Source organism: Paraburkholderia megapolitana (assembly GCF_007556815.1).
Lineage (GTDB): Bacteria > Pseudomonadota > Gammaproteobacteria > Burkholderiales > Burkholderiaceae > Paraburkholderia > Paraburkholderia megapolitana.
Map to the genome: position 1 here is coordinate 719,502 of NZ_CP041745.1, position 15,574 is coordinate 735,075.

The following is a 15,574-nucleotide window of genomic DNA, read 5'->3' on the forward strand; positions in this document are numbered from 1 at the left end:
AGCGGAGCCGTGTGTGCCTGGAAAGTCGCTTCATGTCCCGAGCCGGTACTGCCGGCAACCCGCCTGGCACCATAACGATGAGGAGACTATCCATGAGCGCCCAACCCGCGTCGTCGAATGTGATCGAAGTCGAGCGCGTGCTCGGCGAAACGCATCACCCTGCGTTCCAGCTCATGCTGCTTGTGCTGTGCGGACTGTGTCTCGTGATCGACGGCTTCGATGCGCAGGCGATGGGTTACGTCGCACCGAGCGTGATCGCCGAGTGGAACGTATCGAAGGCGGCGCTCGGGCCGGTGTTCAGCGCGAGTCTGTTCGGCATGCTGCTCGGCGCGCTGGGTCTGTCGGTGCTGGCCGACCGGATCGGCCGGAGACCGGTACTGATCGGCGCGACGTTCTTCTTCGCCGCAGCGATGATCGCGACGCCGCTTGCATCGACGGTGCCTGCGCTGATCGCGCTGCGCTTTATAACGGGTCTTGGGCTCGGTTGCATCATGCCGAATGCGATGGCGCTGGTCGGCGAGTTTTCCACGCCTGCGCATCGAGTGAAGCGAATGATGCTGGTGTCGTGTGGCTTCACGCTTGGCGCGGCACTCGGTGGTTTTGTCAGCGCTGCGTTGATCCCAGCGTTTGGCTGGCGCGCGGTGTTCTGGGTCGGCGGTGCGGTGCCGCTGCTGCTCGCATTCGCGATGCTCGCCGCGCTGCCCGAGTCGCTGCAGTTTCTCGTACTCAAAGGTCGTACCGAGCGCGCCCGGCGCTGGCTCGCGACATTCGATCCGAGCCTGCACGTCGACGCGCAGACGCGCATCGTCGTGCGCGAAAAAGCCGATGGTGGCGCGCCGGTCGCCGAGCTGTTCCGCGCGGGCCGCACGCCGGTCACGCTGATCCTGTGGGCGATCAGCTTCATGAATCTGATCGATCTGTACTTCCTGTCCAACTGGCTGCCGACCGTGATGCGCGATGCGGGCTACACGCCAGCCACCGCGGTGATCGTCGGCACGGTGCTGCAGACCGGCGGGGTGATCGGCACGCTGTCGCTCGGCTGGTTTATCGAACGGTTTGGTTTCGTACGAGTGCTGTTCGTCTGCTTTGCGTGCGCGGCTGGGTTCGTCGGTGCGATCGGCAGTGTCGCGCATGCGCTGCCGTGGCTGCTGGTGGCGGTGTTCGCGGGCGGCTTCTGTGTAGTCGGTGGGCAGCCGGCGGTCAATGCGCTTGCAGGACACTATTACCCGACCAGTCTGCGCTCGACCGGCATCGGCTGGAGCCTCGGCATCGGCCGTATCGGCTCGGTGATCGGGCCGCTTGTCGGTGGGCAGATGATCGCGCTGAACTGGTCGAATGCGGCGCTGTTTCACGTGGCCGCGGTGCCGGTGTTGTGCTCGGCGTTGTTCGTAGTCGTGCTTGCGGGCGCGACGCGGGGTCACCGCGTTGCGTCGGCGCGAACCGCTTAGGCGTTCATGGCAGGTATTCATGGCAGGTATTGGTGGAGAAACACATGACTCACGATACGAATTCCCCCTCAGGCGAACGCTCCACGTATCAATCGGGCTTCGCCAACGAGTTCGCGACAGAGGCGCTGCCAGGCGCACTGCCGCAGGGCCGCAACTCGCCGCAGCGTGTCGCCTACGGACTCTACGCAGAGCAGTTGTCGGGCACCGCGTTCACCGCACCGCGCAGTCATAACCGCCGCTCGTGGCTGTACCGCATTCGTCCGGCGGCGATGCACCGGCCGTTCACGCCGCTGCCACCGTCACCGTCGCATCCCGCCGACCGGCTCGTGGCGAACTTCCATGAAGTACCGCCGACCCCGCCGAACCAGCTACGCTGGAACCCGCTGCCGATGCCCACCGCGCCGACCGATTTCATCGACGGATGGGTGACGATGGCGGGCAACGGTTCCGCTGAATCGATGAACGGTTGCGCGATCCATCTGTATGCAGCGAACCGCTCGATGCGGGACCGCTACTTCTACAGCGGCGACGGCGAGCTGCTGATCGTGCCGCAACAGGGCCGTCTCGCGATTGCGACCGAACTCGGCCGGCTCGACATCGAACCGTTCGAGATCGCGGTGATTCCGCGCGGCGTACGCTTCACGGTGACGCTGCCCGATGGCGAGGCGCGCGGCTATATCTGCGAGAACTTCGGTGCGCTGTTGCGTCTGCCGGATCTCGGGCCGATCGGCTCGAACGGGCTCGCCAACCCGCGCGATTTCCTCACGCCGCACGCCGCCTATGAAGACCGCGAAGGCGACTTCGAACTCGTCGCGAAGCTGAACGGCCATTTGTGGCGCGCGGACATCGGCCATTCGCCGCTCGACGTCGTCGCGTGGCACGGCAACTATGCGCCGTACAAATACGATCTGCGTCACTTCAACACGATCGGTTCGATCAGCTACGACCATCCCGATCCGTCGATCTTCCTCGTCCTGCATTCGCCAAGCGATACGCCCGGTGTCGATACGATCGACTTCGTGATCTTCCCGCCGCGCTGGCTTGCAGCTGAAGACACGTTTCGGCCGCCCTGGTTTCACCGCAACGTCGCGAGCGAATTCATGGGTCTCGTGCATGGCGTGTACGACGCGAAGGCGGAGGGCTTCGTGCCTGGTGGCGCGAGCCTGCACAACTGCATGTCGGGTCACGGTCCCGATGCGGATACGTTCGAGAAGGCGTCGCACAGCGACACGTCGAAGCCGCACAAGGTCGGCGACACGATGGCGTTCATGTTCGAAACCCGCACGCTGATCCGCCCGACCCGTTTTGCGCTCGAAACGTCACAGCTACAAGCCGATTACTTCGAGTGCTGGCAAGGCATCCAGAAACACTTCAACCCGGAGCAGCCATGAGCGTATCGAGCGATCTGCAGGCGACGCTCGATCCGTCGCGCCGAAGCTGGGTCGAAGCGGCGAACGATCCAGCCTGTGACTTTTCGATCCAGAACCTGCCGTTCGGCATCTTTAGCGACTCTCACGATGCGGTTTGGCGCGTGGGCGTCGCGATCGGTGATCGCATCGTCGATCTGGCGGTGTTGGAGGAAGCGGGCTTGCTTGTTTTGCCGCCGACGTCGGCGAACGAATCCGGTGCTTCCAGCGTGTTCCGCTCGGACTCGCTCAACGCGTTCATCGCGCTGGGTCGCGATGCGTGGCGCAGCGTACGGATTCAGTTATCCAGCCTGCTCGCGCGCGACACGGTCACGCTGCGTGACGACGCGGCACTGCGCGAACGCGCGCTCGTGCCTGCAACCGATGCGACGTTGCACTTGCCCGTGCAGATTCCCGGCTACACCGATTTCTATTCGTCGAAAGAACACGCGACGAACGTCGGCTCGATGTTCCGCGATCCGAAGAATGCACTCCTGCCGAACTGGTCGGAGATGCCGATCGGCTACAACGGACGCGCTTCGTCGGTGGTGGTGAGCGGCACGCCGGTGCGGCGGCCCAATGGGCAACTGAAGTTGCCCGATGTGGAGCGCCCGGTGTTCGGCGCGTGTCGCAAGCTCGATATCGAACTGGAAACCGGGTTTATCGTTGGGCGCGGCAATGCGCTCGGCGAACCGGTGGCGTGTGCCGAGGCCGAAGCGCACATCTTCGGCATGGTGCTGCTGAACGACTGGAGTGCGCGCGACATCCAGCAGTGGGAGTACGTGCCGCTCGGGCCGTTCAACGCGAAGACCTTCGCGACGACGATCTCGCCGTGGATCGTCACGCTCGACGCGCTCGAACCGTTCCGCGTCGCGCAGCCGGAACAGGTGCCGCAGCCGCTCGACTATCTGCGGCACGACGGCGCGCATGCGTTCGATATCGCACTCGAAGTGCGGTTGCGTCCGCAGCGCGCCCGCGAAGCGACGACGATCTCGCGCACGAATTTTCGCCACATGTACTGGACGATGGCGCAGCAGTTTGCGCATCACACGGTGTCGGGCTGCAATACGCGGGTGGGCGATCTGATGGGTTCGGGGACGATCAGCGGGCCGACCGCCGATTCATATGGCAGCCTGCTCGAGCTGACGTGGAACGGCAAGCAGCCGCTCGAACTGAAAGAGGGCGGCACGCGGACGTTTATCGAAGACGGCGATGAACTGACGCTCGCTGGGTGGTGCCAGGGCGAGGGTTATCGCGTGGGCTTTGGAACGTGTAGTGGTGTGATTGTGCCGGCGCGTGATTGACGTTGTGCGCGATGCGGTATCCGCACAACCGCGCAACCACTGAGGTCGTGCGCAACAGATTCCAGCTTCCCGCGTGTACGCTAACGCACCACCCGCACTCCCGCACGCCGTCTTTCCCACAACGCCGCGCCACCAAACGCGAGCGCGCCAGCCAGCAGCAAGCCGACCAGCGCATCGTTGCCGATACCCTTCATCAACGCACCGGCGATCAGCGGGCCGCCAAAACTCGCGGCACTCCACGACGCCCCGACGAGCGAACTCGCCGATACCAGCGCGGCGCCGCGAAAGCGTTCGCCGCACGCCACCAGCGACAGCGTATAGATCGCACCCGCCGCGGCGCCGAGCACATAGAGCAACGGCCAGCACAGCCACAGCGAGCCGATCGCCCACGGCAGCAACGGTAACAACAGCACGACGACGGCGGCACAGCCGAGATGCACCCGCTCGCGACCAAACCGGTCCGCGAGCCAGCCAATCGGAAACTGCATCGTCGTATCGCCGAGCAGCAGCGCCGACGCAAACAGCACGGCAACTTCAACCGTGATGCCATGCGCCATCGCGTACAGCGGCAGCAGCGACAGCGCGATCGTATCGAACAGCGCGAAGAACGCAGTGCCGATCACGATGGCCGGCATACGTGGCAGCACATGGCGCCAGCTGTCGTGAGCTTCGGGTGCGCCGGCAGTGTGCGGGGTGGCGCGGATCGTCGCGAGCGTCGGCAGCGCGAGCAGGAAGATCGCGCCGCACAGCAAGAAGCGTCCGCTATTGAATCCAGCGATCTGGCTCACGAGCACCGGCCCGGCCATCTGGAATAACGTGAAGGTCGTCGCATAGATGGCGACGACGCGACCGCGTGTCGTGTCGTCGGCGAGCTGGTTGACCCATGCCTCGCCGATCGTGAAGAGCAGCATCAGCGCCGCGCCGCAAGCGATGCGCAACACAGCCCAGGCGTACAGGTTGGTCGTGAGTTGCATGCCCGCAGTCGCGATTGCGACGACGAGTACCGCGCCCGCAATCACCTGACGGCCGCCGAAGCGCGCAGCGATCCAGCCTGCGAGCGGCACGACGACGAGGCCACCGCCCGCTTGCGCGGCGGTCAGCAGACCGACGACATCGGTGCCGTAGCCGGCCTGGGTCAACGCGAGCGCCGTGAGCGGCAGCGTGGCGCCACTGCCCAGGCCGACTACGGCGACGCTCAGAATGAGGGCGAGGAAATCGCGGGTGAAGATGACTTTCATCGGCGGGAATGCTACACCGGCGCGTTGTCGCGCAGCGGCGTCGGCCCGTGTTGCAGTGAGGGGAATCGGGTGTTTCGACTCGCGAGGCGTGTGACGCGCTTCAGTGAGCTTCAGCCCGGCGAACCCGCCGGCAACCGCTGCGCACGCCGTTCCAGCGATACCGAGAACACCGTCAGCAGCAGCGCAGCCAACGCCATCGTCACACCGACCCACGGCAGCGACGTGAGCGGAATACCCGCCCCGATCGCCATACCGCCCAGCCACGCGCCCGTCGCATTGCCGAGATTGAATGCGCCTTGATTCAGCGTGGACGCAAGATTCGGCGCATGGCTCGCGCGATCGACGATCAGCATCTGCAGCGGCGGCACGATCGAAAATGCGAGCACGCCCCACACGAAGATCGTGATCATGGCAGCGACCGGCGAATGCATCGTCCCGGCGAACACCACGAGAATCACGCAGATCGCCATCAGGAACGCGAGCAGCGACGGCATCAAACGCCAGTCCGCCAGCTTGCCGCCGAGCGTGCTGCCCACCGTCAGCCCGAGACCGAACAGCAGCAGCACGAGTGTGACCGCATGCGGCGTGAAGCCGGTGACGTCCTCGAGAATCGGCGTGATGTAGGTGAAGGTCGAGAAGAGACTCGCCGATGCGAGCACGCTGATGCCGAGCACCATCAGCACCTGCGGGTTCTTCAGCACGCTGAATTCGCGTACGAGGCTCGCCTTCTGCATTTCGATACGCGCGGGCAGACACACGGCGAGCGCCGCGGCAGCGAGCACGCCGATGCCGGTCACGGCCCAGAACGTCGCGCGCCAGCCCACGGCCTGGCCGAGCGCCGTACCAAGCGGCACGCCAAGCACGTTGGCGAGCGTGAGACCGGTGAACATCAGCGCAATGGCCTGTGCGCGGCGATTCGGTGCGACGAGCCCAGCCGCCACCACCGATCCAATGCCGAAGAAAGCGCCATGACAGAACGCCGTGACGATGCGCGCGACCATCAGCACCGCGTAGCCGGGCGCGATGGCGCACAGCAGGTTGCCGAGAATGAATACGCCGATCAGGCTCATCAGCGCTTTCTTGCGCGGCATGTTGGCGACCGCGATCGCGACGATCGGTGCGCCGATCGTGACACCGAGCGCGTAGGCCGACACCAGCATGCCGGCAGCCGGAATCGACACGGCGAGATCGCGCGCGACGTCGGGTAGCAGCCCCATGATGACGAATTCAGTGGTACCGATCCCAAAGGCGGCGATGGCAAGGGCGAGCAGGGGTAAAGGCATGATGGGACGGATCGGTACAGGAGCGCGGCGGGTGAGCGGCGCATGCGGCGCGTGTTTTCGGGCCGAAAACGCGGGCGCCAGGGTAAAGCAGTAGGGGATTGTACCTAACCCAAAATCGCCTTGCTGATGTGTAAGCGAAGTGTTGTTTTTCCTGCAGATTTCTAGTCGGGGCTGGGATCGGCGGGATGGGCAGAGGGCGGAACGGCCGCGCCGTGGCGACCCGCCCCGGCCGCAAAGCGCGCGGCGCCAGCGGCTCCTTCGGCAAATACCGCGTCGTAGCCGCCGGCGCCTTCGCGCTGCAGCGCGAGCGCCAGATCGTCGAGTGCGCTGTTTTCGAACGCCGAGCGGCGGTCGGCCCGCAGCGCTGCCTGCGGGAACGCGGCTAACGCGGCGGCAAGCTGTTCGGCCGCGGCCCGGGCCGTACCCTTCGCGACTACCCGGTTGGCGAGGCCGAACGCGAGCGCCTCCTGCGCGTCGACCGGGCGGCCGGTCAGGATCAGATCGAGTGCGCGTGACAGGCCGATCAGCCGAGGCAGCCGGATCGTCCCGCCGTCGATCAACGGAATGCCTACCCGCCGGCAGAACACGCCGAGCACCGCATCGTCCTCGACGACGCGCAGGTCGCACATCGCCGCCAGTTCGAGCCCACCCGCGACCGCATGACCGGCGATCGCAGCGATTACCGGTTTCCCGAACGTCATGCGCGTCGGTCCCATCGGACCGGGGCCGCTGCCGTCGGCATGCAGTTCGTTGCGACGCGCGTCGTCGCCGAGCGCGGTGAGATCCGCTCCCGCGCAGAACGTGCCGCCCGCGCCGAACAGGACCGCCGCGTGCCAGGCAGGGTTAGTGTCGAAGCGGCGAAACGCGGCGCTCAGTGCATCGGCGGTTGGGCGATCCACGGCGTTGCGGCGCGCCGGACGCTCGAGCACGATCGTCACCACCGTATCGACCGCATCGACTGCTTCGAGCCGGACATGCTCGCCGAACGTTTCCATGATCATCGGTTTCTCCATCGATCTCGCTGCACCGCTGCCATGTCGATCCGTACTCGCGATATGCGATTGCAGTATCGTTGGAACGAAAACGGGCATACCGTATGCGAAATGACTCGCGAGGCAGTCTGGCCGTCAGTACGAAGGGGTAAGCCTGAGCGCGAAACACCCGCAGTTTGCACGGCCGCTGTCACGCGGCTTTCATGATGCACTCGTAGCTTAGGCGCTTTTTAGACGTCGGTGCGCGTTGGCGCTCCGCGCCGGCAGATCGAACTCATTGCATGCCCGTATCCATGTCATCGCCCGCATCCAGCGTTGTGCCGTCCGGGGCCGAACCGGTCTGGATCGTTCCTCTGCCCGAGCATGGGTGGTACGACCACGTACGTCTGAAACGTGTGTTCGGTGCTGCCGGCACGCGTCATCAGGTCGTGCTGGTCGACATGCGCAAACTGCTGGTGTGTGCGGATCGCGATAACACCGACTACGTGTTGAAGCCCGTTAACGAATGGCACTCGGGTAAGGTGCGCGGCATCCGCGAGTTTCTCGATCCTGAGAACGAACGCATCCCCGAGATGCCGTATGTGACGGTGACGAAGCGGCGCGCGCCGGGGCTCTTCGGCTGGCTGGGACTGGACCACGAAGGCGTCGTGGCGTTTCGCAACGGGCAGCATCGAACGCGCTATCTTGCCGAGGCGGGCGCGCGCTGGATGCCGGTCGAAGTGCACGAGCGCGAGGCTGTGCTGCTGCGCGAAGTATGCGGCGCGCCTGACGATGCGCGTACCGCGTTGCGGCCGGACCCGGGCGCGAACTGAACGTGGGAACGTGGCCGGCGGCGCACGCCGTCAGCGATCCCGCGAGCCGCTGTGCAAGCCCACCGTTACACGTGCGGCGCGACGCTCCACCCATTTGCCTGCTGCGGCATACGCTCGATCAACGTCGGGAGCGGCGCGATGTCGCGGCTGAAGTACTCGATCGTGTGGTCGATGAACGACTGGGTTTTGGCCGCGAGGAAGCGGCGCCCCGGATAGACGATCGAGAGATTCGCTTCCGGATCGTCGACGGTGTAATCGCTCATGATGCGTGTCAACGTACCCGCGGCAAAATCGCTCGCGACGAGCTGCGCCGGCAGGATCGCGATGCCCATCCCCGAGAGCGCGGCGAGCCGGACCATCAGCGTGCTGTTGACCGTGTAGACCTGGTGCAGCGTAACTGGAAGCGAGCGTCCGTCGAGCCCGGCGAAGTGCCACGTCGGGCTGCGTTGCCCCGGCGGCAACCCGACGCAGGCATGCTGCGCGAGCTCCAGCGGCGAGCGCGGTTCGCCGCGTTCGGCGAGATAGCCGGGCGCGGCGCACGGCACCAGCGTGTTGGTGCCGATCGGCTGTTCGATCAGATCCTTGCCCGATATCGAGAACGCCGTGACGATGCCGACGTCGTAGCCGTCTTCGAGCAGATCGACGGGGCGATCGGCGAGCGTGAGCCGTAGCCGGACCTGCGGATGCGTGCGCCGGTAGCCGTCGAGCAGCGGTGTCAGCACAGCCGGCGACAGCGTGCCGGACACGACGACGCGCAGCGTACCGCCGGGTTCGCGTTCGGTATGGGCGACCGTGCCTTCCAGATGATCGAGTTCTTCGAGCAGCCCGCGGCAGCCTTCCAGATAGCGCACGCCGGCTTCGGTCAGTGACAGGTTGCGCGTGGTGCGATTGATGAGACGGGTACTCAGATGCGCTTCGAGCATGGCGATTGAACGCGTGACGAGCGCATTGGACACATCGAGTTGCTGCGCGGCGCGGCGAAAGCTCTCGGTTTCGGCCACTCTGACGAAAACACGCATTGCGTGAATCTGGTTCATGAAATTTCGCCTCGTAGATGGGTATCACGTCCGCCCAGAGTTAAACCGTGCGGCAACATGTCAGCCGATGTCGAGAAGCATTCAGTCAGACAACTGCGATTCCGGATTAAAATCATATTGGCAGTTGTCTGGAATTTCAATATTTATTGAAAAAATACTGCGGCGCTTTACCAGGTATAAAGACGGCCGAGGTTGCGTGGAATTGAATCTACCGATCCGGCATAATTCGCAATGCAATTAATGGAGTGACGGCGTGGATCGCCGCGCCTTCGCCGATTCAACCAATGGGCGCGCACCGCATTGTTCCTGAGCGCGTGAAGAACCGCATGCTGCCTTGCGATTCCTCCGCTACGCCGCAGTTGGTGCGTTACCTCGCTTATTCGCGTGCGATAAACCCGACTTGAATGGTGCCCGCCAAATCTCACTGAACCTCTACCTACGCAATCCGCTTAAAAAACTCCATAGCAGGTTTGCTTCTTTCATTATTTCCACCGCTCCCGGTAAATTGCTTTGGTAGCCGGTGCGCATTTATCCCCGTGGCATCGTATTTTTGTCACAATGGCGAACCCGGAATGCCGTATTGCGTGCGAGAAAGACGAAAATACGTCGCACAATTCAAGGCGACGAGAGACTGGCGGTTTGTCAAAGGTCAAAGCCGGACTTGCGCTATTCTCTGAAGTTTCCGACCTTGCCGATTTCATCCGTACCGACTATGCCCCTCACCCCGTCTTTCTCCGTACCGTGCCCGGACGTCGAGTCGCTCGACGCGATCCTCCCCGAAGAACCGTTGCTGATGATGGGCGCCGGCCCCGTGCCGATTCCCGCGGCCGTTGCGAAGGCCAACACGATCGTCATCAATCACCTGGGCGGCACGATGGCGAAGGTGGTCGGGCAGGTAAAGACGATGGCGCGCTATGTGTTCCAGACGAATTCGAAATGGGTGCTCGGCGTGGCAGGTCCCGGTTCCGCGGCGATGGAAATGGCGATTTCCAATCTGGCGTGGAGCGGCACGCGCGTCCTTAGCATCAAGAACGGCTTCTTCAGCGAGCGGATGGCGGAAATGGGCCGCCGCGTCGGCGCCGACGTCTCGATCCTCGACGTCGAGGACCGTGCGGTGGCGAGCCTCGAAACGGTCGAGGCGGCGCTGCGCCGCGTGCGTCCCGAGATCGTGACGATCGTGCAGGGCGAGACATCGAACACGGTGTGGAACCACCATCTGAAGGACATCGCCGCACTGGCGAAGGCGGCGGGCGCGCTCGTTATCGTCGATGCAGTGTGTACGCTCAGCACGATGCCGCTCGAGATGGACGCGTGGGGTATCGATGCGGTGATTACCGGCGGCCAGAAGGGCTTGTCGTCGATTCCGGGGGTGTCGCTGGTCGCGTTTTCGGAAGCGGCATGGGAGCGCGTGAAGCATCGCGAGCAGCCGAACGCGCACTGGTGCCTCGATGCATCGCTCGCCGAAAATTTCTGGCACAACGCGGGCTATCACTACACGGCGCCGGTATCGGGTGTGCTCGCGCTGCATGAGGCGCTACGTCTGGTTTGCGCGGAGACGCTCGAAAAGCGTTTTGCGCGTCACCTGAAGTGCTCGGTGGCGCTGCAAGAGGGGATCACCGCGCTCGGCCTCACGCTGTATACGCCGCAAGCTTGCCGGCTCAATTCGGTGGTCGGCATCGAGGCGCCGCAGGGCCTGAGCCCCGGCGACATCTGCGGCCACATTTCGCGGCAGCATCAGGTGGAAATATCCGGCTCGTTTGGCTTGCCGATCGTGCGGATCGGTCAGATGGGCGAGCAGTGCCGCGAACATAACCTGTTCAGGACACTGCACGCGTTGGGCCGAACGATGGTGGATCTCGGCGTCGCGGTGGATCTGCCGGCAGGTGTGGCGGCGCTCGAGAAGTCGCTCTCAGGTGGCGCGCGGCCTTCAGTTCGCTGAGCCCTGGTTCGCCGACTGCGCCGTCGAAAGCGGCGCGACGGCGCCACAATCCTCGTGGTATTTAACCTGCAACTTTTGTTCGGCCTGCTGGATGTCGTTGGGGTAGTTGTCGTCGTCACCGGCCGACGGGTCATAACCGACCGATTCGAGTTCGGACAGTTCGTTCATCAGTTGCGCGTGGGTAGCGGGTGCACTTAACGGCTTGAACGGGTAGTCGTTGCATTGCTGCGGCGTGAGCCGCGACGATGCGAAGGCGGAGGCGCTCACGAGCATCAACAGCGTGCAGGCGGCCGTGCGGCAGGTCAGTTTCATGATTTCCCTCTCGATGGTGTGAACGGCGGGGCGATGCGCCGCGCCGGCCACCGGTCTCTCTGCGTTCGCGAACGTGCGGCGCGCAACCGGTTGAGGGGAAGCATAGGCAGGCGCATCTATCGGAACGACAGACCGCGGATGAAGATTGTTTTATCGAACCGGCGCCGTAGACGGATGACCAGATCTTCATGTTTCCGCCACCGAACAGTCAGGTAGTCAGGCGTATCTTTACGATCAGGCGGAAGATGCGTATCAGGTACGCGCACCGTGCGAATCCGCCGGCGATGTACTGGAACGCGGGGGCTGCGATGAAACGACTGACAGGATGGATGTTATTGGCAGCATTGTTTGCCACGCCGCTGGCGGCGCTGGCGAAAGTGCAGGGCACGGGCGGCGCGATTGCCGATACGACGCTCGAACAGGCCCGAATCGAGCGTGCCCATCACGTGGACAACGACGCCCGCTACCTGCGCCGGCACAGCAACGAGCGTGCTGGCGATGCGGCGGTGCCATAAGGCAAACGGGGCCGGCGGCGCGTTCAGGTCGAATCCGGGCTGAACCCAGGCCCCTCCGCGCAGCAAACTTAAATATTTTTTCATGAAGCCGATGCGCGGCAGTTAGCGCGATGCGCGTAGCCTGCAAGCTTGTTTCCCGCCCTGCGACAGGCAAGACCGCCTGTCGCGCACTGTGCCCGCAGGCCGAATATGGCATCATGTCCGTCTACTGACAACCTGTCGCACCCATCAGCTACGCAAGCTGAAATCGCTGCGGCGTGCGGAATGATCATGTCAAGAGTACTGACGATCGAAGACGATGAAATCACCGCGAATGAAATTGTCGGGCAACTGAAAAATCGCGGCTTCACAGTCGACTGGGCTGCGAACGGCCGCGACGGCATGGTTCGCGCGATCAGCGACGAATACGATGTGATCACGCTCGACCGGATGTTGCCAGGTGTGGACGGTCTGACCATTCTCACCACCATGCGCAGTATCGGCGTGCAGACACCGGTGTTGATGTTAAGCGCGATCGGCGATGTCGACGAACGCGTGCGCGGCCTGCGTGCCGGCGGTGACGACTATCTGACCAAGCCGTTCGATCCCGACGAGCTGACCGCGCGCCTCGAAGTCCTGCTGCGCCGCAGCCAGATGCCGACGGCGCAAACGGCGATGTCGCTGCGTGTCGGCCCGCTCGAACTCGATCTGATCTCGCGCAAGGTGCAATACAACGGCGAGGAAATCGCGCTGCTGCCCACCGAATACCGGGTGCTCGAATTCATGATGCGGCACGCCGGGCAAACCATCACGCGCACGATGCTATTCGAAGCGGTCTGGGGCTATCACTTCGATCCGGGTACGAATCTGATCGATGTGCATATGGGCCGCCTGCGCAAAAAAATCAATCTTCCCGACGCGAAGCCGATGATTCAAACCGTGCGCGGTTCGGGATATATCCTCGCGTGAGCCGCTTACCTTGACGGACCATTCCTTGCCGGCGCAATCCGCCCTTGAGCATCGTTGGCATTCGACGACCTTTCGTCTGATCACCGTCTACGCCGTGATTTTCTCGCTCTCGGTGATGTTGCTGCTGGGCTTCATCGGCTGGGCTGTTACCGGCGACATGGAGCGCGAAACCGATGTGCCGATGGACTGGCAACTCATCTACCTCGACTCGATGCCGCAGGAGCAACTCGCCGACGCGATCCATCGGCGGCTCGAGCATGAGCGGATGCATACCAACTTCTACGGTCTTTTCTCCGCGGATGGCCAGCATATCGCCGGCGACATTCTGAAATTGCCGCCGGAGCTGGCGGGACACCGACGCGGCAGGACGCTCGAACATACGCTCGTGATCGAAGGCGATCAGCATGCCCCGGTCGTACGGGCGATGGCCGAGCGGATGAAGAGCGGCGAAACGCTCGTGGTCGCGCGCGACCTCACGCACATTCTGAATATTCGCGAAACCATCATTAATGCGCTGGTCGGTGGCGGCATATTTTGTCTTGCCGCGGGCATCGCCGGTGGTCTCGGTTTGAGCGTGCGGCAGATGCGCCGGTTGAAGGCGATTCGCCGCGTCACGCAGCGGATCGCCCAGGGCGATCTTGGACAGCGTCTGCCGATCGGCGGGCGTGATGAAATCGACATGCTGTCGCACCTCGTGAACCATATGCTCGCCGAAGTCGAGCGTCTGATGAACGAGGTGAAAAGTGTTTGCGACGGCATCGCGCACGATCTACGTACGCCGCTTGCGCATGTGCGCACGCTGCTCGCGCATATCGCCGAGCAGACCGACAAGCTCGACGAAGCGGCGCTGTCAGGCCTCGTCGATCGTGCCCGCGGCGAAACCGATGGATTGCTCAACCGCTTTCGCGCGATGCTGCGCATCTCTGAGATCGGCACGTTGCAACGGCGCGGCGGTTTTGGCGAAGTGCAACTCGAAACGCTGGTGCGCGAGGTCGGTGAACTGTACGAGCCGCTCGCCGAGAGCCGCACTATCGAACTGCTCGTGCAGGCATCGCCCGTCGCGCCGATCCACGGCGATCATGCGCTGCTGTTCGAGGCGCTCAGCAATCTGCTCGACAATGCGCTGAAGTTCACCGAGGCGGGCGGCACGGTGCGCGTCGTGCTGACGCAGACACCGCTTGGGCCTCAGGTGGAAATCGTCGACAACGGCCCAGGCATTGCGGCGAACGAACGCGATGCAGTGCTGCAGCGTTTCTATCGCGGCGAGAGTACGCGCCATATCACGGGTTCGGGGCTCGGATTGAGTATCGTGTCGGCGATCGTGCATGTGCACGACTTCACGATGCGCATCGGTAACGCCGATCCTGGCACGCGGGTCACGATCGAATGCTGGATGAAAACGCTCGAATGACCGGCCTAAACTTCTCTCACGTTCCGATGGCTCGCTGAATGCGCATTCTGTTCGTTTCCGCACCGCATCCCGAATCCGCATGGCTCTTCAAGGCGCTGCAGGAAAGCGCGCATAGCCTGCAGCGCGCGGACGATCTGCGAGACGGTGCGTTTCTCGCCGCACAGGAACCGTTCGACGCGATCGTCATGATGTCGCTCGATCCCGCATCGTACGCGGCGCTGCTCGACATGCTGCCGCAGTTCGCGGCGGCAGCCGCCGGCGCCGCGATCGTTGTTGTACTCGGTGTGGCAAGCTCGCAGCAGCGAGCCCAGGCGCTGCGCGCCGGCGCCGATGCATGTTTCGGCCAGCCGTATTCGTTCATCGAAATGCACGAGCGCATGCAGGCGCTGCAACGCACGGCGGGCGTCAACGCTGGCGTAGTGTCCGGGCCGCCCGCCCCAGGCGCGCTCGCGCTCGACGCGCTCACACGCGAGCTGACCGACGGCACGCGCCGGCTGATCGTCACGCGGCGCGAGTACCTGCTGCTCGAATGCCTGATGCGCCAGGTGAACGCCCCAGTGCCGCGCGATCAGTTGATCCGTTACGCGTGGCCCGAGAAAGACGACGTCGATCCGTCGAGCGTCAACCTGGTGGTGTCGCGGCTACGTCGCAAACTCGTGAACGAACTGCCGGACGTGCAGATCGAAACGGTCAGCCGCTACGGCTATCAGATCACGACCCGGCCGCGCTAGGCGCACACCTTCTTCGCGCAGTTTCCCCGCTGTTCCCCTTCCTCGGCACCACACCGGCAACGCATGCGCCTGCATGAACGTCAACGCTGCGCTATGCATTTCCCCACATAAAAACTGAAAGACTGAGTTCCAGACTCGCACGATTATGGAGTCGATATATTGGCAGCGCGAATCCGGATGAAAGACGGATCGACAGAT

14 protein-coding genes are annotated in these 15,574 nt (G+C 63.7%); 9 read left to right on the forward strand and 5 right to left on the reverse strand.

Annotation, left to right across the window (positions count from 1 at the left end; translation table 11 throughout):
* Positions 1-92 precede the first annotated feature (92 nt).
* From FNZ07_RS16675 to fahA, 3 genes are read left to right on the forward strand one after another with little or no spacing between them, the layout of a single operon-like run.
* Positions 93-1,448, forward strand: coding sequence for an MFS transporter (locus FNZ07_RS16675; protein ID WP_091010125.1), 1,356 nt, complete (start codon positions 93-95; stop codon positions 1,446-1,448).
* Positions 1,449-1,492: 44 nt separating this feature from the next.
* The gene (gene hmgA, locus FNZ07_RS16680; RefSeq protein WP_170275781.1) at positions 1,493-2,839 is read left to right on the forward strand and encodes a homogentisate 1,2-dioxygenase; all 1,347 of its coding nucleotides are present in this window, start codon (positions 1,493-1,495) and stop codon (positions 2,837-2,839) included.
* The gene (gene fahA, locus FNZ07_RS16685) at positions 2,836-4,158 is read left to right on the forward strand and encodes a fumarylacetoacetase (RefSeq protein ID WP_091010129.1); all 1,323 of its coding nucleotides are present in this window, start codon (positions 2,836-2,838) and stop codon (positions 4,156-4,158) included. The genes hmgA and fahA overlap by 4 nt, the downstream gene beginning before the upstream one ends.
* 80 nt (positions 4,159-4,238) lie before the next feature.
* On the opposite strand, the gene FNZ07_RS16690 is transcribed toward fahA, so the two are convergent.
* The 3 genes from FNZ07_RS16690 to FNZ07_RS16700 all read right to left on the reverse strand — a co-directional run bounded on the left by FNZ07_RS16690 (position 4,239) and on the right by FNZ07_RS16700 (position 7,680).
* Positions 4,239-5,396, reverse strand: coding sequence for an MFS transporter (locus FNZ07_RS16690; protein ID WP_091010130.1), 1,158 nt, complete (start codon positions 5,394-5,396; stop codon positions 4,239-4,241).
* A 110-nt stretch (positions 5,397-5,506) separates the two neighbouring features.
* Entirely contained in the window at positions 5,507-6,679 is a 1,173-nt protein-coding gene (locus tag FNZ07_RS16695; protein WP_091010132.1) for an MFS transporter, read from the reverse strand.
* Positions 6,680-6,840: 161 nt separating this feature from the next.
* On the reverse strand, positions 6,841-7,680 hold the full coding sequence (locus FNZ07_RS16700; RefSeq protein ID WP_091010134.1) for a crotonase/enoyl-CoA hydratase family protein: 840 nt from the start codon (positions 7,678-7,680) through the stop codon (positions 6,841-6,843).
* 272 nt (positions 7,681-7,952) lie between these two features.
* Between FNZ07_RS16700 and FNZ07_RS16705 the strand changes: the two genes are divergently transcribed.
* Complete coding sequence (locus FNZ07_RS16705; protein WP_091010135.1) at positions 7,953-8,483, forward strand: plasmid fertility inhibition factor family protein; 531 nt, start codon at positions 7,953-7,955, stop codon at positions 8,481-8,483.
* A 65-nt stretch (positions 8,484-8,548) separates the two neighbouring features.
* On the opposite strand, the gene FNZ07_RS16710 is transcribed toward FNZ07_RS16705, so the two are convergent.
* Positions 8,549-9,520: a LysR family transcriptional regulator gene (locus FNZ07_RS16710; RefSeq protein ID WP_091010137.1), complete on the reverse strand. Its 972-nt coding sequence runs from the start codon at positions 9,518-9,520 to the stop codon at positions 8,549-8,551.
* A 712-nt stretch (positions 9,521-10,232) separates the two neighbouring features.
* Between FNZ07_RS16710 and FNZ07_RS16715 the strand changes: the two genes are divergently transcribed.
* Complete coding sequence (locus FNZ07_RS16715) at positions 10,233-11,459, forward strand: pyridoxal-phosphate-dependent aminotransferase family protein (RefSeq protein ID WP_091010139.1); 1,227 nt, start codon at positions 10,233-10,235, stop codon at positions 11,457-11,459.
* Here FNZ07_RS16715 and FNZ07_RS16720 read toward each other — a convergent pair.
* Positions 11,448-11,771: a DUF4148 domain-containing protein gene (locus tag FNZ07_RS16720; protein WP_091010141.1), complete on the reverse strand. Its 324-nt coding sequence runs from the start codon at positions 11,769-11,771 to the stop codon at positions 11,448-11,450. The two genes, FNZ07_RS16715 and FNZ07_RS16720, sit on opposite strands and share 12 nt — an antisense overlap.
* Before the next feature lie 308 nt (positions 11,772-12,079).
* Here FNZ07_RS16720 and FNZ07_RS16725 point away from each other — a divergent pair, with 308 nt between their 5' ends.
* The 4 genes from FNZ07_RS16725 (at position 12,080) to FNZ07_RS16740 (ending at position 15,376) form a co-directional block, all read left to right on the forward strand.
* Positions 12,080-12,286, forward strand: coding sequence for a hypothetical protein (locus FNZ07_RS16725; protein WP_143098036.1), 207 nt, complete (start codon positions 12,080-12,082; stop codon positions 12,284-12,286).
* Between the two features lie 270 nt (positions 12,287-12,556).
* Positions 12,557-13,234 (forward strand): response regulator transcription factor, encoded by a 678-nt coding sequence (locus FNZ07_RS16730; protein ID WP_091010904.1) that lies wholly within the window; start codon positions 12,557-12,559, stop codon positions 13,232-13,234.
* 115 nt (positions 13,235-13,349) lie between these two features.
* Positions 13,350-14,645: a HAMP domain-containing sensor histidine kinase gene (locus tag FNZ07_RS16735; RefSeq protein WP_091010905.1), complete on the forward strand. Its 1,296-nt coding sequence runs from the start codon at positions 13,350-13,352 to the stop codon at positions 14,643-14,645.
* Between the two features lie 38 nt (positions 14,646-14,683).
* Positions 14,684-15,376: a winged helix-turn-helix transcriptional regulator gene (locus FNZ07_RS16740; protein WP_091010146.1), complete on the forward strand. Its 693-nt coding sequence runs from the start codon at positions 14,684-14,686 to the stop codon at positions 15,374-15,376.
* The last annotated feature ends 198 nt before the right edge of the window (positions 15,377-15,574 follow it).

Coding starts and splice junctions, on each gene's coding strand:
- FNZ07_RS16675 (WP_091010125.1), top strand. CDS start 93: ATGAGCGCCCAACCCGCGTCGTCGAATGTGATCGAAGTCGAGCGCGTG.
- hmgA (WP_170275781.1), top strand. CDS start 1,493: ATGACTCACGATACGAATTCCCCCTCAGGCGAACGCTCCACGTATCAA.
- fahA (WP_091010129.1), top strand. CDS start 2,836: ATGAGCGTATCGAGCGATCTGCAGGCGACGCTCGATCCGTCGCGCCGA.
- FNZ07_RS16690 (WP_091010130.1), bottom strand. CDS start 5,396: ATGAAAGTCATCTTCACCCGCGATTTCCTCGCCCTCATTCTGAGCGTC.
- FNZ07_RS16695 (WP_091010132.1), bottom strand. CDS start 6,679: ATGCCTTTACCCCTGCTCGCCCTTGCCATCGCCGCCTTTGGGATCGGT.
- FNZ07_RS16700 (WP_091010134.1), bottom strand. CDS start 7,680: ATGATCATGGAAACGTTCGGCGAGCATGTCCGGCTCGAAGCAGTCGAT.
- FNZ07_RS16705 (WP_091010135.1), top strand. CDS start 7,953: ATGCCCGTATCCATGTCATCGCCCGCATCCAGCGTTGTGCCGTCCGGG.
- FNZ07_RS16710 (WP_091010137.1), bottom strand. CDS start 9,520: ATGAACCAGATTCACGCAATGCGTGTTTTCGTCAGAGTGGCCGAAACC.
- FNZ07_RS16715 (WP_091010139.1), top strand. CDS start 10,233: ATGCCCCTCACCCCGTCTTTCTCCGTACCGTGCCCGGACGTCGAGTCG.
- FNZ07_RS16720 (WP_091010141.1), bottom strand. CDS start 11,771: ATGAAACTGACCTGCCGCACGGCCGCCTGCACGCTGTTGATGCTCGTG.
- FNZ07_RS16725 (WP_143098036.1), top strand. CDS start 12,080: ATGAAACGACTGACAGGATGGATGTTATTGGCAGCATTGTTTGCCACG.
- FNZ07_RS16730 (WP_091010904.1), top strand. CDS start 12,557: ATGTCAAGAGTACTGACGATCGAAGACGATGAAATCACCGCGAATGAA.
- FNZ07_RS16735 (WP_091010905.1), top strand. CDS start 13,350: ATGTTGCTGCTGGGCTTCATCGGCTGGGCTGTTACCGGCGACATGGAG.
- FNZ07_RS16740 (WP_091010146.1), top strand. CDS start 14,684: ATGCGCATTCTGTTCGTTTCCGCACCGCATCCCGAATCCGCATGGCTC.